The sequence below is a fragment of the Micromonospora sp. NPDC023644 genome (genome assembly GCF_040640115.1).
In the GTDB taxonomy this organism is placed as follows: domain Bacteria; phylum Actinomycetota; class Actinomycetes; order Mycobacteriales; family Micromonosporaceae; genus Micromonospora.
The window spans coordinates 26,359-42,611 of record NZ_JBFABA010000033.1 but is presented as its reverse complement, the minus strand read 5'-3'; the positions used below and the strand labels follow the sequence as shown (position 1 = coordinate 42,611).

Here is a 16,253-nt window from a genome sequence, read left to right as displayed (position 1 = left end):
CGGCCGGTCCGCCGCCCGCCGCGCCGTCACCCGTCGCGCCGTTGGCCGCCGCGCCGTCACCCGTCGCACCGTTCGCCGCCATGCCGTCGCCCGTCGCACCGCCGCCCGCCGCACCGTCACCCGTCGCGCCGCTGGCCGCCGCGCCGAACCGGCCGCGCAGGAACGCGGCGGCCTGGTCCTGGGCGCGCCCGCCGTCGTCGAACGCCCCGGGCATGGCGAAGAAGCCGTGGATCATGCCCGCGTACCGGGTGTGGGTGGTGGGCACGCCGGCGTCGCGCAGCCGCTGCGCGTACCGCTCCCCCTCGGCGCGCAGCGGGTCGTGCTCGGCGGTGATCACCAGCGCCGGCGGCAGGCCGGTCAGGTCCGCGGCGAGCAGCGGCGACGCCAGCGGGTGCCGCGCGTCGGCGGGGTCGGCGAGATAGTGGCCCCGGTACCAGGCGACCGAGCGGCGGTTGAACAGCAGCGGGTCCTCGCCGTCGCCGTCGGGTTCGCCGGTCTGGTCGGTGTTCGGGTACACCAGCAACTGGGCGGCGAGCCCCGGCCCGCCGCGCTCGCGGGCCAGCAGGGTGACGGCGGCGGCGAGGTTGCCGCCGGCGCTGTCGCCGCCGACCGCCACGCGCCGCGGGTCGACGCCGAACTCCTCCGGGTGCGCGGCGATCCACCGCGTGGCCGCGTGGCAGTCGTGCACGGCGGCGGGGAAGGGGTGCTCCGGGGCCAGCCGGTAGCCGACGGTGACCACCTGGCAGGGCACCGCGTTGGCCAGCCGCCGGCAGATGCCGTCGGCGGTGTCGACGCTGCCCAGCGTCCAGCCGCCGCCGAAGAAGTAGACGAGGGTGGGCAGTGGCCCCTCCCCCGCCGGTCGGTGGATCCGCACCGGCAGGTCGCCCGCCGGGCCGGGCACGCGCGTGTCGCGTACCTCGTGCACCGGCTCGACCGCGCCGCCGCCGGCGCGGATCGCGGCGAGGTCGGCGGCGCGGGCCTCGGCCAGGGTCTGGGTGTAGAGCGGCGGGCTGCCGGCCGCCTCGCGGGCGGCCCGGTACGCCGCCACCTGCGGATGGACGCTCACGCGGGCCCTCCTCGGGTGTGCACGGCCAGCTTGTCGACGCCGCGCAGGAAGAGGCTGCCGCTGTACGTCGGCGCCTCGGCGACGGTGAGCCCGGGGAAACGGGCCAGCAGCCTGGGCAGCGCGAGCCGGCCCTCCAGCCGGGACACCGCGGCGCCGAGGCAGAAGTGCAGGCCGGCGCCGAAGGCCAGCGACGGCGGGCCGCTCCGGCGCGGGTCGAAGCGGGCCGGGTCGGGAAAGCGGGCCGGGTCGCGGTTGGCGGCGGCGAGGATCAGCAGCACGTTGCGGTCCCGCCCGACCGGCACCCCGCCGACCTCGGTGTCGCGGGGCGCGGCCCGGGCCAGGAAGTGCACGGGGGCCTCCAGCCGCAGGATCTCGTCGACCGCGCCCCGGGTCAGCGCGTCGTCGCCGGGCAGCGCGGCGGCCACGTCGGGGTGGGCCAGCAGCAGCGGCAGCCCGTTGCCGAACATGTAGACGGTGGTGACGAAGGCGGCGTTGAACAGCACGATCAGGTTGCTGACCAGCTCGTCGGCGGCCAGCTCCACGTCGCCGGAATCGACCGCCTCCACCAGCGCGCTGATCAGGTCCTCAGCCGGCCGCCGGCGCCGGTGCGCGATCAGCTCCGTGTAGAAGTCGCGCAGCTCGGCGGCGGCGGTGTTGGCGGCGGCGAGGCGCTGCGGGGTCTTGCCCGCCACGTCCAGGAAGTCGTCGATCCGCTCCACCCGCTGCCGGTAGAAGTCCAGCTCCCCGGCGGGAATGCCGATGAACTCCGCCATCACCAGGGCCGGCAGCGGGTACGCGAACTCCGCGACGAAGTCGAGGGCGGCGTCCCCGGCGTCGGCCATCCGGTCCAGCAGCCCGTCGACGACCCGGTGCACGGTCGGCTCCAGCGCGCCCAGCCGGCGCGGGGTGAACGTCTTCGCGAACACCGCCCGCATCCGGGTGTGCTCCGGCGGGTTGACGAACATCATCGAGGTCTGCAGGGTGCGCAGCACCTCCTGCTCCTGCCAGCCCGGCGGGGCCTGCTTGTACCACTGCGGGTCGCGCAGCACCTGGCTGACGAGGTCGTAGCCGACGGCCACGGCGTCGACCGAGCGGTGCTCGGCGCGCGCCGGCACCGGGCTGACCGGCCCCAGAGCGTGCAGGGCGGCGTAGCAGGGGTACGGGTCCTGCCGGCCCTCGTCGCTGTAGAGCCGGGTCAGCAGCTGGGTGACGTCCATCCTCGTTCGGTCTCCCCCATCGACGGTGCGGCGGGCGGCGGGATCGCCCGCCGCCCGCGCCGAGGTCACAGGCCCAGCAGTCGCAGCGGCACGGCGTCGGCCAGTGCCTGGTTGCCGGCGTCGTTCGGGTGGATGTGGTCCCCCGAGTCGTACGCGGGCAGCAGCCGGCTCGGCTGCGCCGGATCGCGCAGCACCCGGTCGAAGTCGAGCAGCCCGTCGAACTCGTCGCTGCCGCGCAGGTACGCGTTCACGGCCTGCCGGGTGGCCTCCTTCTCGGGCGTCCACACCCCCGGGTTGCCGTGCCCCTCGTACGGGGTGAGCGTCGACACCAGGCTGCGCAGGCCGCGCGCCTTCACCTGCTGGTTGACCTGCCGCAGCGAGGCGATGATCTGCTCGGCGGAGTCGCCGGACATCCAGATGTCGTTGATGCCGAGGTGGGTGATCACGGTCCGGGCGTCGGTCTGCGCGAAGACGTCCTCGTCGAGCCGGGCCAGGGCGTTGGGGCCGAGTTCGTGGTAGCCGGGGAAGCCGCCCGCCCCGGGCTCGGGGCCCTCGTGGTTGAGCCGGTTGCCGGCGAGGCTGAGGTTGAGCACGCCCGGCGTGCGGACGTCCGGGCGGGCGTCGAGGAGCCGGTCGGCGAGCAGGTCGGGCCAGCGCTTGTTGGCGTTGACGGTGCTGCCGTTGCCGTCGGCGATGGAGTCGCCGAAGACCACCACCGAGCCCGGGCTGTGCCGGCGCTGCACGTCGATGCCGGAGAGGAAGAACCAGCAGCAGTTGGGCCGGATCGTGAACCCGGCCCCGCCGGCGGCGGAGGTGAGGTCCGTGGCGCCGATGAAGTTGGTCTGCCGGGACTGGCCGTGGAAGGTCACCGGCCCGGTCGGGGTCGGGAAGTGCACCGTCAGCACCAGGTCCTGCTGGTCGCCGACCGGCAGTGCGACGGGGTCGCTGACCAGCTCGACGCCCCGGTTCATGGTGGCCGAGGTGGCGCCGCCGAAGGTCAGCGTCCGCAGGGTCGAGGTGTCGATGTCGGACAGGTCGTCGGGGGTCGCGGTGTTCGGCTTCGCGACGGTGGCGCGGCCGACCTTGACGGCCTGCTCGCCGTACATGTTGCTCAGTCGCACCCGGAACTGCGGTCCGCCCACCGTGGTGTGCACGACCATCCGGACGCTCTGGTCGTTGAGGCCGTTGTTGGTCAGGCCGGTCGCGTTGCCCCGGGTGACCGCGGCCGCCCAGCTGCCCGCCCAGACCGCCCGCTGGTGGCGGGAAGCCTCGGCGTCGGACGGTCCGGCGCTGGCCACCATCGCCGGGGTGCCGGCGACGAGCAGGGTGGCCGCGGACGCGATGACATGCCATCTCTTCGGGGTCGACATTGAACCTCCATCGTTGGCAGCCCAGGGCCGTCCGCTGACGGCACCGCCTGGACGATGGTCCAGAAACCTAGCCGCCCAGTTTCGCGACCGTCAATCAACCTGATCGACGTGATCAAATGTCCTCCGGTCCGTCCGGAGCGCCGTTCAGGCTCTGTCCCGTGACAGCCGGTGGTCCCTACGCTCACGGACGGCGGCGGCGCGGTCGCCCGGCCGCCGGCCGTCCCGGGCCGCCCGGGGCGCGGCCACACTTCTGCGCGAGGGGGCTGTCGGATGACCGACCGACCGGAGCGACGGGCCGGCTACGTGCACCGGGCGCTGGAGCTGTTCGCGGGCTTCGGCGACCGGGAGGCGCTGGTCGGGGACGGACGCCGGCTCAGCTACGCCGACGTCGCCGCGCAGGTGCGTGGGCTGGCGGCGGCGCTGCGCGGGCACGGCGTACGGCCGGGGCACGCGGTGCTGCTCGCGCTCGGCAACCCGGTGGAGGGACCGCTGGTGCAGCTCGCCCTGCACCTGCTGGGCTGCCGGACGATGTGGATCGCCCCGGTCACCTCCCGCCGGGAGGTGACCGAGTTCGTCCGGCTGGCCCGCCCCGACGCGTTCGTCTACGACGCCCGGGACCCGGCCGGCCTCGGCCCGGAGCTGGCCGCCGGGCTGCCCGGCGTGCCCGTGCTCTGCCTCGGCCCGGGCGGCGCGGGCCCGGACCTCGTCGCCGCGGCGGAGCGCGCCGCCGGGGTCGACCTGCCGGCCGAGGTGCCGGTGCCGGAGTCCTTCCTGCAGACCAGCGGGACCACCGGCACCCCGAAGCTGGTGCACCACCGGGAGAGCTTCTACACCCAGATCCTCGCCCTGGCCGCCGACTTCCGCGCGGCCGGGTACCCGCCGCTGCGGCACCTGTCGCACTCGCCGATGTGGCTGGCCAGCGGCCAGATCACCACGCTGTTCAACCTCTTCACCGGCGGGGTGCTGTTCCCGCGCGACGGCTGGGATCCGGCCCGGTTCATCGACACCGTCGACCGGGAGCGGATCAACTCGACCTTCGTCACCCCGCCGATGCTCTACGAGGTGCTCGACCACCCCGCCCTGGCCGGCGCGGACTTCTCCGCCATGTTCATGTTCAACGTGGGCGCCGGCCCCGCCGCGCCCGCCCGGCTGCGCCAGGCGATCGCCCGCTTCGGCCCGGTGCTGCGCATCGTGTACGGCCTCAGCGAGGCCGTCGTGGTCACCGCCCTGCCGGGGCTCACCGACGACCCGGAGCACCCGGAGCGGCTGCGCTCCTGCGGCCGGCCGTACGGCGACGTGCGCGTCGAGATCCGCGCCGAGGACGGCACCGTGCTGCCCCCCGGCTCCGACGGCGAGGTGTGGGTGCACACCGACCTGCGCTTCGCCGGCTACCACGGCCAGCCCGAGCTGACCGCCGAGACGCTGGTCGACGGCTGGGTCCGCACCCGCGACGTCGGGCACCTCGACGCCGACGGCTACCTCTACCTCGTCGACCGGTTGCAGGACCGGATCCTCACCCGGCGGCGCAGCTGGCCGATCCACTCCCGCCCGATCGAGGACGTCCTGGCCGGGCACCCGCAGGTGCGGGCGGCGGCCGTGATCGGCGTGCCGGACGAGGCGGCCGGCGAACTGCCGTACGCCTACGTCGTGCCGGCACCCGGCGCGACGGTAACCGCCGGGGAGCTGATCGACCTGGTCACCGCCGAGCTCAGCGACACCTGGGCGCCGGGCGGGGTGCAGTTCGTCGACCGGCTGCCGCTCAACCGCTCCGCCAAGGTGGACAAGCGCGCGCTGCGGGCCCGCTACGCCGCGGACCACCCGTCGTCGGTCGAGCACCCGGAGGCGTCGATCGGCAGCCTGGCGTGACCTCCCGGCGGGAGCTGACCGTCCTGGTCGCCGCCGACCTGATCTCCAACCTGGGCAGCCGGATCTCGGTGGTGGCCATCCCCTGGCTGGTGCTGGAGACCACCGGCAGCCCGGCGAAGATGGGCGCGGTGGCCGCCGCCGAGACGCTGCCCTACCTGCTCTCCAGCGCCCTGGGCACACCCTGGGCGGACCGGATCGGGCTGCGCCGCACCTCGATCCTGGCCGACGCCGGCAGCGCCGCTCTGATGGTGGCGGTGGCCCTCGCCCCCTGGCTCGGCTTCGGCGCGCTGGTCGCCCTGGTCGCCCTCGTGGGCGCGTTGCGGGGCGTCGGCGACCGGGTCAAGCACGTGATGTTCCGCCCGGCCGCCGAGGCCGCCGGGGTCCGGCTGATCCGGCTGACCTCCGTCTACGACGGCCTCGGCCGGCTGGTCACCCTGCTCGGCGCGGGCCTGGGCGGGCTGCTCGTCTGGTGGTTCGGGGTGACGCAGGCGCTCCTCATCGACGCCGCGAGCTTCGCCGCCTGCGCCCTGCTGGTCGGCCTGCTGGTCCGGCCGCCGGCCGCCCCGGCGGGACCGGCGGCGCCGGAGGGATACCTGCGCGCGCTCGCGGGCGGGTTCCGCCACCTGGGCCGCGACCGGATGCTGCTGACCATGCTGCTGGTGATCTCGGCGCTGAACATGGTGGTCAACGCGAGCGTCGCGGTCTACATCCCGCTCTGGGTGGCCGACGTGCTGCGCAGCCCCGCCGGGCTGGGCCTGGTGCTCGGGGCGTTCTCGGCCGGCGCGCTGCTGGGCAACCTGCTCTTCGCGGCGTACGGTCCCCGGCTGCCCCGGTACCTGACCTTCGTGGTCGGTGCGGCACTCAGCGGCGCCCCGCGGCTGCTGGTCCTCGCGCTGAGCGAGGAGCTGGCGGTGGTGCTCGCGGTGACGTTCGTGTCCGGCATCGGCATCGCGGCGGTCAACCCGCTGCTCGGGGTGGCGATCTACGAGCGGGTGCCCCCCGAGCTGCAGACCCGGGTGATCGGGCTGGCCGGGTCGCTGGCGTTCGCGGGCCTGCCGCTGGGCGCGCTGCTGGGCGGCTGGTCGGCGACCGCGTTCGGCCTCGTCGCCGCCCTGCTGGCCATGGCGGCGTTCTGCCTCGTCGTGACCCTGCTGCCGCTCCTGCCCGGGCTGCGCCCCCGGCCCACGACCGCGCCGCCCGAGCGGGCGCCGGGTGTCGTGGGTCGGGCGTAGGGTCGGGGCATGGCCACGTGGGAGGACGTCCGCCGGATCGCGCTGGCTCTGCCGGAGGCGGGCGAGCACCCGTCCTACCAGGGGGCGCCGGCGTGGAAGGTCCGCGGCAGGGCGTTCGTCTGGGAGCGGCCGCTGCGCCGCGCCGACCTCGACGCCCTCGGCGACGCCGCGCCGGACGGGCCGGTCCTCGGCGTGCGGGTGCCGGACCTGGGGGCGAAGGAGGCGCTGCTCGCCGACGACCCCGCCGTCTACTTCACCACCGCGCACTTCGACGGCTACCCGGCGGTCCTGGTCCGGCTGGACCGGATCGACCCCGACGAGCTGGCCGAGCTCGTCGTCGAGGCGTGGCAGGACCGGGCGCCGAAGCGGCTCGCGGCGGCGTACCGGGCGGGGCGGCAGGCGTAGCCCGGGCGGGGCGACGTCAGCCCGGCAGCGCCGCCGCGACGGCCTCCTCCGGGGTGGACACGTGCGACAGGCCGGGAACGGGGGCGCCGGTGGCGTCGAGGATCCGCCAGCCGCCGAGCACCACCACCGGGACGCCGCCGCGCCGCATGGCCAGGGCCACCTCGGAGAGCGTCCCCCAGGAGCCGCCGACCGCGATCACCGCGTCGGCGCTCCAGACCAGGATCGCGTTGCGGGCCTGCCCCATGTTGGTCACGACCGTGGCCGACACGTCGGCCGCCGGGCCGGGGGCGGTGCCGTCGTCGGGGCGTACGCCGATGACCAGGCCGGCGCGGGAACGGGCGCCGGCGGCGACGGCGGACATCACCCCGCCGCCGCCTCCGCAGAGCACGGTCGCGCCCCGCTCGGCGAGCAGCTCGCCCACCCGGCGGGCGTGCGCCAGCTCGGCGTCCGACGCGGTTGCCGGCCCGCACACCGCCACCTGCACCATGCCGCCATGATGCCCGACGCGACGTGGCTCCCCGGCGGATGCCGCCGGGGAGCCACGAGGTGGTCGGGTCAGAAGACGGAGACGCCGTATCGGCTGAGCGCCTCGGTGACCGGCTGGAAGAAGGTGGTGCCGCCGGTGCGGCAGTTGCCGCTGCCGCCGGAGGTCAGCCCGAGGGCGGTGCTGCCCGAGTAGAGCGGGCCGCCGCTGTCGCCGGGCTCGGCGCAGACGTTGGTGGCGATCATGCCCCGGACGGTGCCCTCGGCGTAGCGGACGGTGGCGTTGAGGCCGGTCACCGTGCCGCTGCGGGTGCCGGTGGTGCTCCCCTGCCGGGTCACCTGCTGGCCGACGGACGCGTTCCCGGCGGCGGTGATGTCCTGCGAACCCACCGAGCCGTCGATGGCGATCGAGGTGTTGGTGTAGCGGACGATGCCGTAGTCGTTGCCCGGGAAGCTGGTGCCGGTGCGGTCGCCGAGCTTGGTGCTCTGCGCCGAGTTGGCGTACCAGGCGGAGACCGCGTCGGTGCAGTGCCCGGCGGTGAGGAAGTAGTAGGTGCTGCCGCTGCGCACGTTGAAGCCGAGCGAGCAGCGGTAGCCGCCGCCGTAGATGGCGTCGCCGCCGGAGATCCGCATGCTCAGCGTGCCGGCGAGCGGGGTGATCCGGGCCGTGCCGCCGGCCGCGGCCACCGCGGCGCGGATGCGCGCCGCATGGGCGGCGCCGACCGTGCTGTCCACGCCGACGACCACCTGGTTGCCGACCGGGTCCACCCAGAGGGCGGTGCCCGTGACCCCGAGGTCCACCCGGGACTGGGCGGCCTGGAGGGCTCGGGCGCTGTGGGTGACGAGGCGGGCGACGCCGCCCGCGGCGCGGACCGTGGCGGCGGCCTGCTCGTCGGTGACGGCGACGACGGTACGGCCCGACGCGGCGTCCAGGTAGGAGCCGGCGGTACGGTCGGGACCGAGGCCGGCCGCGAGGCTGGCGGCCCGCTCGGCGGTCAGGGCGGAGGGCGCGGCGTGGGCCGGTGACACGGCCACGGTGGCGCCGAGGAGAGCGACGGTGACGGCGGACATCACACCACGTCGGGTGAGTCTCACGCGTACCTCCCGGGGAGGGCTGGATCGGCTGTCTGCCGATCGATGTAGACATATTCACACTGGTCAACGCGGACGTAAAGGGTTCCGGGCGGCGCGTCCGGTCGCCCGCACGACGGCGCGGTGGTCAGCTGCCACTGCTCGCACCGGGAGCGCACCAGCGCCACCTGGCGGAGGTGGCCCTGCCCGACGGGCCGCTGGCCGGGGACGGGCCGGTCGACTAGCGTGCGCTCATGCCATTGACGTTGACCGAAGCGACGGACCCGTTCTGCCTGCGCGACGGGGAGAGCGCGGCGCTGCTGCGCGACCACCCGTGGCGGCGCTTCGCGGTGCTGGGCGACAGCGTGGCCGAGGGGCTCTGCGAGCCCGTCGACGGCTACCCCGAGGTGCAGTGGGCCGACCGGATCGCCGCCGAACTGCGCGCCGTCCGGCCGGAGCTGGCGTACCTGAACCTGGGGCTGCGGGGGCTGCGGGCGCACGAGGTGCGCGCCGCCCAGCTCGCCCCGGCGCTGGCGTTCCGCCCCGACCTGGCGCTGGTGGTCTGCGGCGGCAACGACGCCTTCGGGCGGGGCTACGACGCGGACGCGGTCGACGCGGAGCTGACCGCGATGATCGAGGCCCTGCGCGCCGCCGGAGCGGACGTGATCACCGTCGGCATGTTCGACGTGTCGCTCAGCCCGGCCGTGCCGGAGCGGCACCGGGCCGGGCTGGGCGAGCGGATGCGGCGGCTCTCCGCGCACACCGGGGCCCTCGCGGAGCGGCTCGGCACCCTGCACGTGCGGCTCACCGACCACCCGCTCACCGCCGACCCGACGATGTACGGCAGCGACGGCCGGCACGGCAGCGCCCGCAGCGACGCGGTCGCCGCCGCCGAGACCGTCCGCCGCCTCGGCGCCCACCTCGCGCACACCCGACCCGTCGGCTGACGGCGGCGCCCGGGCCGGCTTTCGCCTGCGCCGGGACACGAGGAGGGGTCCGGTTCCTCAGCCCGCCGGCGGTGGGCTCAGGCGAGCTGGTCCAGTGTCCGGGTGACGTTGTGCGCGACGATGGCAAGCATGCCGGCCCTGTCGGGGAAGTCGCCGTCGAGCAGGCGCAGCGGACCCGCCACCAGCGACAGGTATGTCGCGAGCCGGTAGAGGCGCAGCCGGTGGCCGTCGAGACCGTCGACGGCCAGCGCCGGATACGCGTCGCCGAAGCGTAGTTCGAGGAAGGCGTGCTCCCACTCCGCGTCGAGGAACACCGCACCCTCGATGTCGACGAGCACCGGGCGGTCCCGCTCGTCCACGAGCACGTGGTCCGGCCCGAGTTCACCGTGGATCAGGCCGTACCGGGAGCGGGGCGCCACGGCGGCGCAACGCTCGGCGAGGGCGTCGGCGAGGCGCTGCCGGACGGCGGCGATCCGCTCCACCCCGGCGGCGGCCTCGGTCAGGTCCCGCAGCGCCCGGTCCAGCACGATCCGCTCCACCGGCCGGCCGGGCGCCGGGCCGTGCGACCCCGGCCGGCCGTACCGGTCGTGGCGGCGGGCGTGCATGCTCCGGACGGCGTCACCGAGCCGGGCCAGCACCACCTCGGCCCGTCGCGGGTCGCGCTCCCGCAGGTGCTGGAGGGTGCCACCCCGGACGTCCTCCACCACCGCCACCTCGCCGGGCAGCAGGCCCGCGGTGGGGGCAAGCAGCAGCCGGGGCACCCGCACCCCGGCGGCGGTGAGCTCCCGGTGCGCCGCGGCGAACAGGCCGGCCCCGGTGGCGTGCCCGAACGGGTCGTCGCGTTCCGGCGCCGCCCGCGCCGGCCAGTAGTCCTCCGCCGGATGCCAGACGTAGGCGACGCCGGTGGACCCGTCGTCGAGGGTCAGCCGGTAGACGCCCTTCTTCGTGCCGCCGGCCAACCGCTCGGCCGACACCAGCACCCGCCCGCCCCCGAACGCCGCCCGCGCCACCGCCCGCAACTCGCCGACCGTCAACCCCACCCGCGGCCCACCCACCCGAAGATCCTCCCCCACTCCCGCCCTCCCGCCTCCCCTCAACGTGGATCATGCAGTTGTGGTGCCGGGCTCACCCCTTCCTGTCCGATGTGCACCCCAGCACGACTGCATGATCGACGCGTCAGAGGGCCGGGCGGGGCGGGGCGGGTCAGGGGTGGGTCAGGGGGTCACCAGGAGGCCCGAGAGGAGGACGCCGCGGGCCAGGTTGAGCACGCCGTCGCAGCCCGGGAAGCCGGTACGGATGCAGGCGCCGGCGGCCCGGCGGCCGAACAGGTACGGGGCGATGCTGTACGGCACCTCGGCGCTGACCGTCTCGCCGGTCCCGATCCGCACGAAGTCCAGCGGGACGTCGTCGGCCTGCACGTACTCCTGAAGGATGAAGCCGCCCCGCCCGACGGCCCGGGTCAGGCCGTCCCGCCACGTCTGGGCGTCGGTCTCCCGGCCGATCAGCACGTCGACCCCGGCGGAGCCGTCGGCCGGCTTCGCCACCAGGCCCACCCGGTCGGCCACCGCCCGGTCGAGCAGGTCCGCCGTCAGCGACCAGGTGCGCGGCACGTACCGGTGCACCAGGTCCCGGTCGGCGGCCGGCAGCGTGTCGGCGTCCTCCCAGAGCCAGGCGAAGGCGCGCTTGTTGGCGACCAGCCAGGCCGCCGCCGACACCCACATCGGCACCGTGCCCGCCGCCAGCGCCGCCTCCAGGGCGTCCACCCCGGCGCTCGGGGTGACCCGGTTGGGCACGAAGAGCCGAAACACCCCGTCGACCGGGGCGCCGCCGGCCACCAGCCGCTTCCGGTCGTCCAGCGTGACCTGGGAGACCGGCGCGATGACCAGGTCCAAGCCGCACGCGGCGGCCCGCTCGACCACCGGCGACAGCAGCCGGATGAACCGCTGCGGGTCGTCGAGTCCCGGGTACTCGGAGTCGAAGTCGACCAGCATGGCGACCCGGGCGCCCTCGGGCAGGCCGAGCCCGGCGCGGATCGCGGCGAACCGCCGGTCCACCGCCGAGGGCGCCGCCGCCAGGCGGACCCGGTCGGTGAGGCCGCGCCGCCGGTAGAGCTCGACGAAGCGGCGCACCGTGGTGTCCGCGTCGAACGCCCCGCCGAGGCTGCTGTCGATGTTGTACTCGACGAAGCGGGGCACCCCGTCGCAGAGCAGCACGTCCGGCCGGAACGCGTCCAGCAGCGTCTCGGTCAGCGGATCGTCGTCGTCGAGCAGCCGGGTGTCGCCGTCGGCGACGTTCAGCAGCCGGCGCAGCTCCCCCGCCGTGCCGGCCCGCCGCCGGCACGCCTCGAAGATGAGCTGCGCGAGCCGGTCGGAGACGGCGTTGAGCACGCCCAGCGAGGTCTCGTCCATCACCGGCGGCCGGGCCAGCCGCCACTGCTCGTTGTACGTGGCGCGGCCGTCGAAGACCTCCCGCCAGGACTCGGCCCCGGCGGCCACCATCTCGGCGCGCACCGGCGCGGGCAGGTCGAGCCACGCGCGCGCCGCGGCGGGCCAGCGGTAGTCGGCGTCGTTCATTCAACCCTCCTTCATGACGTGTCCGATGGCGGCCAGGAGCTGCTCGCGGCCGGGCTGCACGGCCCGGTCCAGCGCCGGGGCGAACGGCAGCACCGCGCCGTCGGGGCGGGTGACCCGGCGCGGCGGCGCGACCAGCCGCACCCGCTCGACCATGGTCGCGATGATCTCCCCGGCGATGCCGCAGGAGCGGTTGGAGTCGTCCACCACCACCAGCCGCCCGGTGCGCGCCACCGACTCGGCGAGCGCGTCCCAGTCGAACGGGTAGAGCGTGCGCGGGTCGAACACCTCCACCGACACCTGGTCGGCCAGCTCCTCGGCGACGGCGAGGGCGTCGTGCACCAGGTGCCCGACCGCGACCACGGTCACGTCGTCGCCGAAGCGGTGCACCCGGCCCCGGCCCAGCGGCACCGGCGCGAGCGCGGCGAGGTCGACGTCGTCGCGGACGTCCAGCGCCCCGGCCGGGGCGAAGACCACCACCGGGTCGTCGCACCGCACCGCCGACACCAGCAGCCCGTACGCGTCCGCCGGGGTGGCCGGCACCACCGTGGTCACCCCGACGTGGGCGAAGAGGCTGTACGGGTGGTCGGAGTGCTGCCCCGCCCAGCCCGTCCGGGAACCGGAGCCCGGCACCAGGTACGTGACCGGCACCGCGCACTGCCCGCCGGTCATCAGCGGGAACTTGTGCGCGTGGTTGACGATCTGCTCGAAGACCAGGAACAGCAGCGACGGGATCTGGAACTCGACCACCGGCCGCATCCCGGCCAGGGCCGCCCCGGTGGCGAAGCTGGTGAACGCCTGCTCCGACAGCGGGGTGTCGAGCACCCGCTCCGGGCCGAACCGCTTGACCAGCCCGGCGGTGACGTTCGAGGCGGCCACCCGGATGTCCTCGCCGAGCAGGAACACCGACTCGTCGCGGGCCAGTTCGTCGGCGAGCGCCCGGGTGAGCGCCTTGCGGTAGGAAAGTCTGGGCATCTACCCACCTCCGGTGCGGGCGGTCAGGCCGCTGGCGTACAGGTGCGCCAGGGCGTCGGCCGGATCCGGCTCGGCGCCGGCCAGCGCGAACTCGACGGCCGCCGCCAGGGTGGCCTCCACCTCGGCGTCGACCTCCGCCCGATCGGCGGCGCGGAGCCGCCCGCCCTGGATGTCCACCGGGTCGCGGGAGCGGCCCCGGGCCACCTCGTCGGGCGGGCGGTAGTCGAGGCGTACCGCGTGCTCGAAGGTGTGGTGGGCGTCGAACCGGTAGGTCCGCGCCTCGATCAGCTCGGGGCCGCCGCCGGCGCGCATCCGGTCGACGGCGGCACTCGCGGCGTCGCGTACCGCCTCGGGGTCCTGACCGTCCACGACGGCGGCCGGGATGCCGAAGGCGGCGGCCCGGCCGGGGATGCTGCCGGCGACCGCGCCCGCGACGGGCATGGTGGTGGCGTAGCCGTTGTTCTCGCAGACGAACAGCACCGGCACCCGCCACAGCGCGGCCAGGTTGAACGCCTCCAGCAGCATCCCCTCGTTGACCGCGCCGTCGCCGAAGAAGCTCACCCCGACGACGTCGTCGCCGCGCCGGCGGCGCGCCCACACCGCCCCGGTGATGATCGCCCCGGACGCGCCGACGATGGCGTTGGCGCCGAGCACGCCGACGCCGAAGTCGGCGGCGTGCATCGACCCGCCCCGGCCGGCGTTGAGGCCGGTGACCCGGCCGCACAGCTCGGCCATCATCCGGGCCGGGTCCGCGCCCTTGGCGAGCACGTGCCCGTGCCCCCGGTGGGTGCCGGCGAGCACGTCGTCGGCGCGCAGCGCGGCGCAGACCCCGGCGGCGATCCCCTCCTGCCCGAGGTACGGGTGGATGCCCCCGACGACGTGCCCGGAGCGGACCAGCTCGATGGCCCGCTCCTCGAACCGGCGGATCAGCCGGACCGTCCGGTAGAGCCGGACCGCCTTCTCCAGCCCGTCGCTCCCCGGGTGCGTCCTCCCCCGGTCGTGGCGCGACACGTCAGCGTCCCTGCGGGGCGCGGTGGCGCCAGATGACCGGGCAGTACTCGGGGTCCGCGTAGTCCGGCCGCCCGTCGAGGGTGCGGCGGACCAGCACGTCGTGGTTGTACGCGGCGAGGGTGCCGTCGGAGAGGCGGTACTCCCGCCAGGCGTTGTCGCCGTCCTGCAGGTGCAGCGAGACCGCCCGGCGCGGGCGGCCGCTGACGTTGGCGCCGCTGCCGTGGTAGGTGCGGCAGTGGTGGAAGCTCATGTGTCCCTTGGGGATCACCATTGGCACCTTGCGGATCCGCACGCCGTTGTGGGCCGCGTTCTCGGCGAGCATCTCCTCCAGCTGGTCGCGGTCGCGGTCGGCGAAGTGGCGCACCACCGTGTCGTCGGCGCCGATCTCCTCCCAGCGGTGCGAGCCGTCGACCATGGTGATCGTGCCCATCTCCTCGCCGCAGTCGTGGAAGGGGATGAACGCGGTGAGCATGTCCTCCGACGACGAGGACGCCCAGTAGTGCTTGTCGAAGTGCCAGGGCACGATGTTCGACGGCTCCCCGGAGACCGGCGGCTTGTAGATCAACGTGGACTGGAAGACGCGGATCTCGGTGGCCCGCGCGAGCCGCGCGGCGACCGCGCCGATCAGCGGCTTGCGCAGGATCGACCCGAGCCCGTCGTGCTCGTGGTGGACGTAGTCGTTGTGCCGCTGGACCGGGCCCTTCGACGGGTCCCAGTAGGCGAGCCGCGCCGGGCGCACCGGCAGGCGGCGGTCCCGCTCGCCGTCGTAGTAGCGGTCGGCGGCCGCCGCGAGGGCGTCCACCTCATCGTCGGTCAGCAGCTTCTTCGACAGGTACCAGCCGTGCTCGGCGTAGAACGCCACGTCCTCGTCGGAGGGCAGCAGCGCCTCCTCCTGGACGGTCAGTGCCGGCTCGAACTCGGTCGCGGTCACGCCCGCACCTCCTGCGCTGTCGGGGCCGCGGCGGTGGCTCCCGCCGCGGCCAGTTCCCGTTCCTTGGCCTCGTAGAGCGCCTTGATGTTGCCGCTGCCGAAGGTCCGCGCCCCGCGCCGCTCGATCAGCTCCAGGAAGAGCGTGCGGCGCACGTGCATGGACTCGGTGAAGATCTGCAGCAGCTGCCCGCCGTGGTCGCGGTCGACGAGCACGCCGAGCTCACGCAGCCGGTCCAGCGGCGCGTCCACCGGGCCGACCCGCCCCTCCAGGGCGTCGTAGTAGCTGGCCGGGGTGCCGGCGAAGCGCACGCCCCGCTCGGCGAGGACCGTGACCGCGGTGACGATGTCGTCGGTGCGCAGCCCCAGGTGCTGCACCCCGGCGCCCACGTGCTGGTCGAGGAAGGCGTCGAGCTGCCCCGGCCGGCGGGAGCGGTCCGGCTCCAGCAGCACCAGGGTGACCCGCCCCGACGGGCTCTGCACCACGGTGGAGTTCATCGCCTGCCCGGCGACCTCCACGTGCTCCGTGAAGATCTCCGCGAACCCGAACACGTCCCGGTAGTACCGGACGGTCTCGTCGAGCTGCCCCGGTGGCACGCAGACCGCCAGGTGGTCGATCTCGGCGAGCAGCTTTCCGCCGCCGCCGTCGGGAGGCGTCATGTCGACCGCCCCGGGCAGGAACTCGCCCGGGTCGCCGCGCCGGGACACGAGGCGGTGCAGCACGTCGCCGAAGCCGCCCACCTCGGCGGTCACCACCTCGGCGTCCGCGCCGGTGTGGGTGGTCGGCGGCGTCACCCCCGCCGCGCCCCGGCGCACCAACTCGGCGTACGCGCCGGCGGCGTCGTCGACCTCCAGCGCGACCACGGCCACGCCGTCGCCGTGCCGCTGCACGTACCGCGCCGCCGGGTGCTCGGCGGTGAGCCCGGTGGTGAGCACCATCCGGACGTCGCCCTGGCACAGCACCAGCGACCGCTGGTCGGCCAGCCCGGTCTCGGGGCCGCCCTGGCCGCGCAGCTGGAAGCCGACCGCCCGGTCGAAGTAGAAGGCCGCCTGCCGGGCGTCGCCCACGAAGAGTTCGATGTGGTCTATCCCACGGATGTCCATGTCCTCAGC

At 75.2% G+C, this 16,253-nt stretch carries 14 protein-coding genes and 1 pseudogene; 4 read left to right on the top strand and 11 right to left on the bottom strand.

Annotated features, from left to right (window positions below):
• Window positions 1-145 precede the first annotated feature (145 nt).
• From AB0G08_RS21345 to AB0G08_RS21335, 3 genes and pseudogenes are all read right to left on the bottom strand, one after another.
• Window positions 146-1,066: pseudogene (locus AB0G08_RS21345) on the bottom strand (alpha/beta hydrolase); the annotation flags it as partial.
• Window positions 1,063-2,283, bottom strand: a complete 1,221-nt coding sequence (locus AB0G08_RS21340) for a cytochrome P450 (RefSeq protein WP_358090582.1) — start codon at window positions 2,281-2,283, stop codon at window positions 1,063-1,065. The pseudogene AB0G08_RS21345 and the gene AB0G08_RS21340, both read right to left, overlap by 4 nt.
• A 65-nt stretch (window positions 2,284-2,348) precedes the next feature.
• Window positions 2,349-3,626: an SGNH/GDSL hydrolase family protein gene (locus AB0G08_RS21335; RefSeq protein ID WP_358090642.1), complete on the bottom strand. Its 1,278-nt coding sequence runs from the start codon at window positions 3,624-3,626 to the stop codon at window positions 2,349-2,351.
• Window positions 3,627-3,923: 297 nt separating this feature from the next.
• Here AB0G08_RS21335 and AB0G08_RS21330 point away from each other — a divergent pair, with 297 nt between their 5' ends.
• The 3 genes from AB0G08_RS21330 to AB0G08_RS21320 are packed head-to-tail and all read left to right on the top strand — an operon-like array spanning window position 3,924 to window position 7,156.
• Window positions 3,924-5,519, top strand: coding sequence for an AMP-binding protein (locus AB0G08_RS21330; RefSeq protein ID WP_358090579.1), 1,596 nt, complete (start codon window positions 3,924-3,926; stop codon window positions 5,517-5,519).
• Window positions 5,516-6,751, top strand: a complete 1,236-nt coding sequence (locus AB0G08_RS21325) for an MFS transporter (RefSeq protein ID WP_358090576.1) — start codon at window positions 5,516-5,518, stop codon at window positions 6,749-6,751. Before AB0G08_RS21330 ends, AB0G08_RS21325 begins: the two co-directional genes overlap by 4 nt.
• A gap of 9 nt (window positions 6,752-6,760) precedes the next feature.
• Window positions 6,761-7,156 carry an MmcQ/YjbR family DNA-binding protein gene (locus tag AB0G08_RS21320; protein WP_358090572.1) on the top strand — a complete coding sequence of 132 codons (396 nt, stop codon included), beginning with the start codon at window positions 6,761-6,763 and terminating at the stop codon, window positions 7,154-7,156.
• 16 nt (window positions 7,157-7,172) lie between these two features.
• Here the strand turns inward: AB0G08_RS21320 and AB0G08_RS21315 are convergent, their stop codons facing one another.
• Both AB0G08_RS21315 and AB0G08_RS21310 read right to left on the bottom strand, forming a co-directional pair.
• Window positions 7,173-7,643, bottom strand: a complete 471-nt coding sequence (locus tag AB0G08_RS21315) for a dethiobiotin synthetase (RefSeq protein WP_358090569.1) — start codon at window positions 7,641-7,643, stop codon at window positions 7,173-7,175.
• A 68-nt stretch (window positions 7,644-7,711) separates the two neighbouring features.
• Window positions 7,712-8,710, bottom strand: a complete 999-nt coding sequence (locus AB0G08_RS21310; RefSeq protein WP_358090565.1) for a trypsin-like serine protease — start codon at window positions 8,708-8,710, stop codon at window positions 7,712-7,714.
• A 254-nt stretch (window positions 8,711-8,964) separates the two neighbouring features.
• On the opposite strand from AB0G08_RS21310, the gene AB0G08_RS21305 reads away from it, so the two are divergent.
• Window positions 8,965-9,657, top strand: coding sequence for an SGNH/GDSL hydrolase family protein (locus AB0G08_RS21305; protein WP_358090562.1), 693 nt, complete (start codon window positions 8,965-8,967; stop codon window positions 9,655-9,657).
• A 77-nt stretch (window positions 9,658-9,734) separates the two neighbouring features.
• Here AB0G08_RS21305 and AB0G08_RS21300 read toward each other — a convergent pair whose 3' ends face one another.
• The 6 genes from AB0G08_RS21300 to hppD all read right to left on the bottom strand — a co-directional run bounded on the left by AB0G08_RS21300 (window position 9,735) and on the right by hppD (window position 16,244).
• Complete coding sequence (locus AB0G08_RS21300; protein ID WP_358090559.1) at window positions 9,735-10,712, bottom strand: phosphotransferase; 978 nt, start codon at window positions 10,710-10,712, stop codon at window positions 9,735-9,737.
• Between the two features lie 159 nt (window positions 10,713-10,871).
• Window positions 10,872-12,230 (bottom strand): hypothetical protein, encoded by a 1,359-nt coding sequence (locus AB0G08_RS21295; protein WP_358090556.1) that lies wholly within the window; start codon window positions 12,228-12,230, stop codon window positions 10,872-10,874.
• Complete coding sequence (locus AB0G08_RS21290; RefSeq protein WP_358090553.1) at window positions 12,231-13,202, bottom strand: transketolase C-terminal domain-containing protein; 972 nt, start codon at window positions 13,200-13,202, stop codon at window positions 12,231-12,233.
• On the bottom strand, window positions 13,203-14,168 hold the full coding sequence (locus AB0G08_RS21285; RefSeq protein WP_358090639.1) for a thiamine pyrophosphate-dependent dehydrogenase E1 component subunit alpha: 966 nt from the start codon (window positions 14,166-14,168) through the stop codon (window positions 13,203-13,205).
• A 46-nt stretch (window positions 14,169-14,214) separates the two neighbouring features.
• Entirely contained in the window at window positions 14,215-15,144 is a 930-nt protein-coding gene (locus AB0G08_RS21280; protein WP_358090550.1) for a phytanoyl-CoA dioxygenase family protein, read from the bottom strand.
• Complete coding sequence (hppD, locus tag AB0G08_RS21275) at window positions 15,141-16,244, bottom strand: 4-hydroxyphenylpyruvate dioxygenase (protein ID WP_358090547.1); 1,104 nt, start codon at window positions 16,242-16,244, stop codon at window positions 15,141-15,143. Before hppD ends, AB0G08_RS21280 begins: the two co-directional genes overlap by 4 nt.
• Between the last annotated feature and the right edge of the window lie 9 nt (window positions 16,245-16,253).

What these genes read in the sequence shown, in the direction of transcription:
- AB0G08_RS21340 (WP_358090582.1), bottom strand. Translation starts at nt 2,283, where the DNA reads ATGGACGTCACCCAGCTGCTGACCCGGCTCTACAGCGACGAGGGCCGG.
- AB0G08_RS21315 (WP_358090569.1), bottom strand. Translation starts at nt 7,643, where the DNA reads ATGGTGCAGGTGGCGGTGTGCGGGCCGGCAACCGCGTCGGACGCCGAG.
- AB0G08_RS21320 (WP_358090572.1), top strand. Translation starts at nt 6,761, where the DNA reads ATGGCCACGTGGGAGGACGTCCGCCGGATCGCGCTGGCTCTGCCGGAG.
- AB0G08_RS21295 (WP_358090556.1), bottom strand. Translation starts at nt 12,230, where the DNA reads ATGAACGACGCCGACTACCGCTGGCCCGCCGCGGCGCGCGCGTGGCTC.
- AB0G08_RS21310 (WP_358090565.1), bottom strand. Translation starts at nt 8,710, where the DNA reads ATGTCCGCCGTCACCGTCGCTCTCCTCGGCGCCACCGTGGCCGTGTCA.
- hppD (WP_358090547.1), bottom strand. Translation starts at nt 16,244, where the DNA reads ATGGACATCCGTGGGATAGACCACATCGAACTCTTCGTGGGCGACGCC.
- AB0G08_RS21305 (WP_358090562.1), top strand. Translation starts at nt 8,965, where the DNA reads ATGCCATTGACGTTGACCGAAGCGACGGACCCGTTCTGCCTGCGCGAC.
- AB0G08_RS21330 (WP_358090579.1), top strand. Translation starts at nt 3,924, where the DNA reads ATGACCGACCGACCGGAGCGACGGGCCGGCTACGTGCACCGGGCGCTG.
- AB0G08_RS21290 (WP_358090553.1), bottom strand. Translation starts at nt 13,202, where the DNA reads ATGCCCAGACTTTCCTACCGCAAGGCGCTCACCCGGGCGCTCGCCGAC.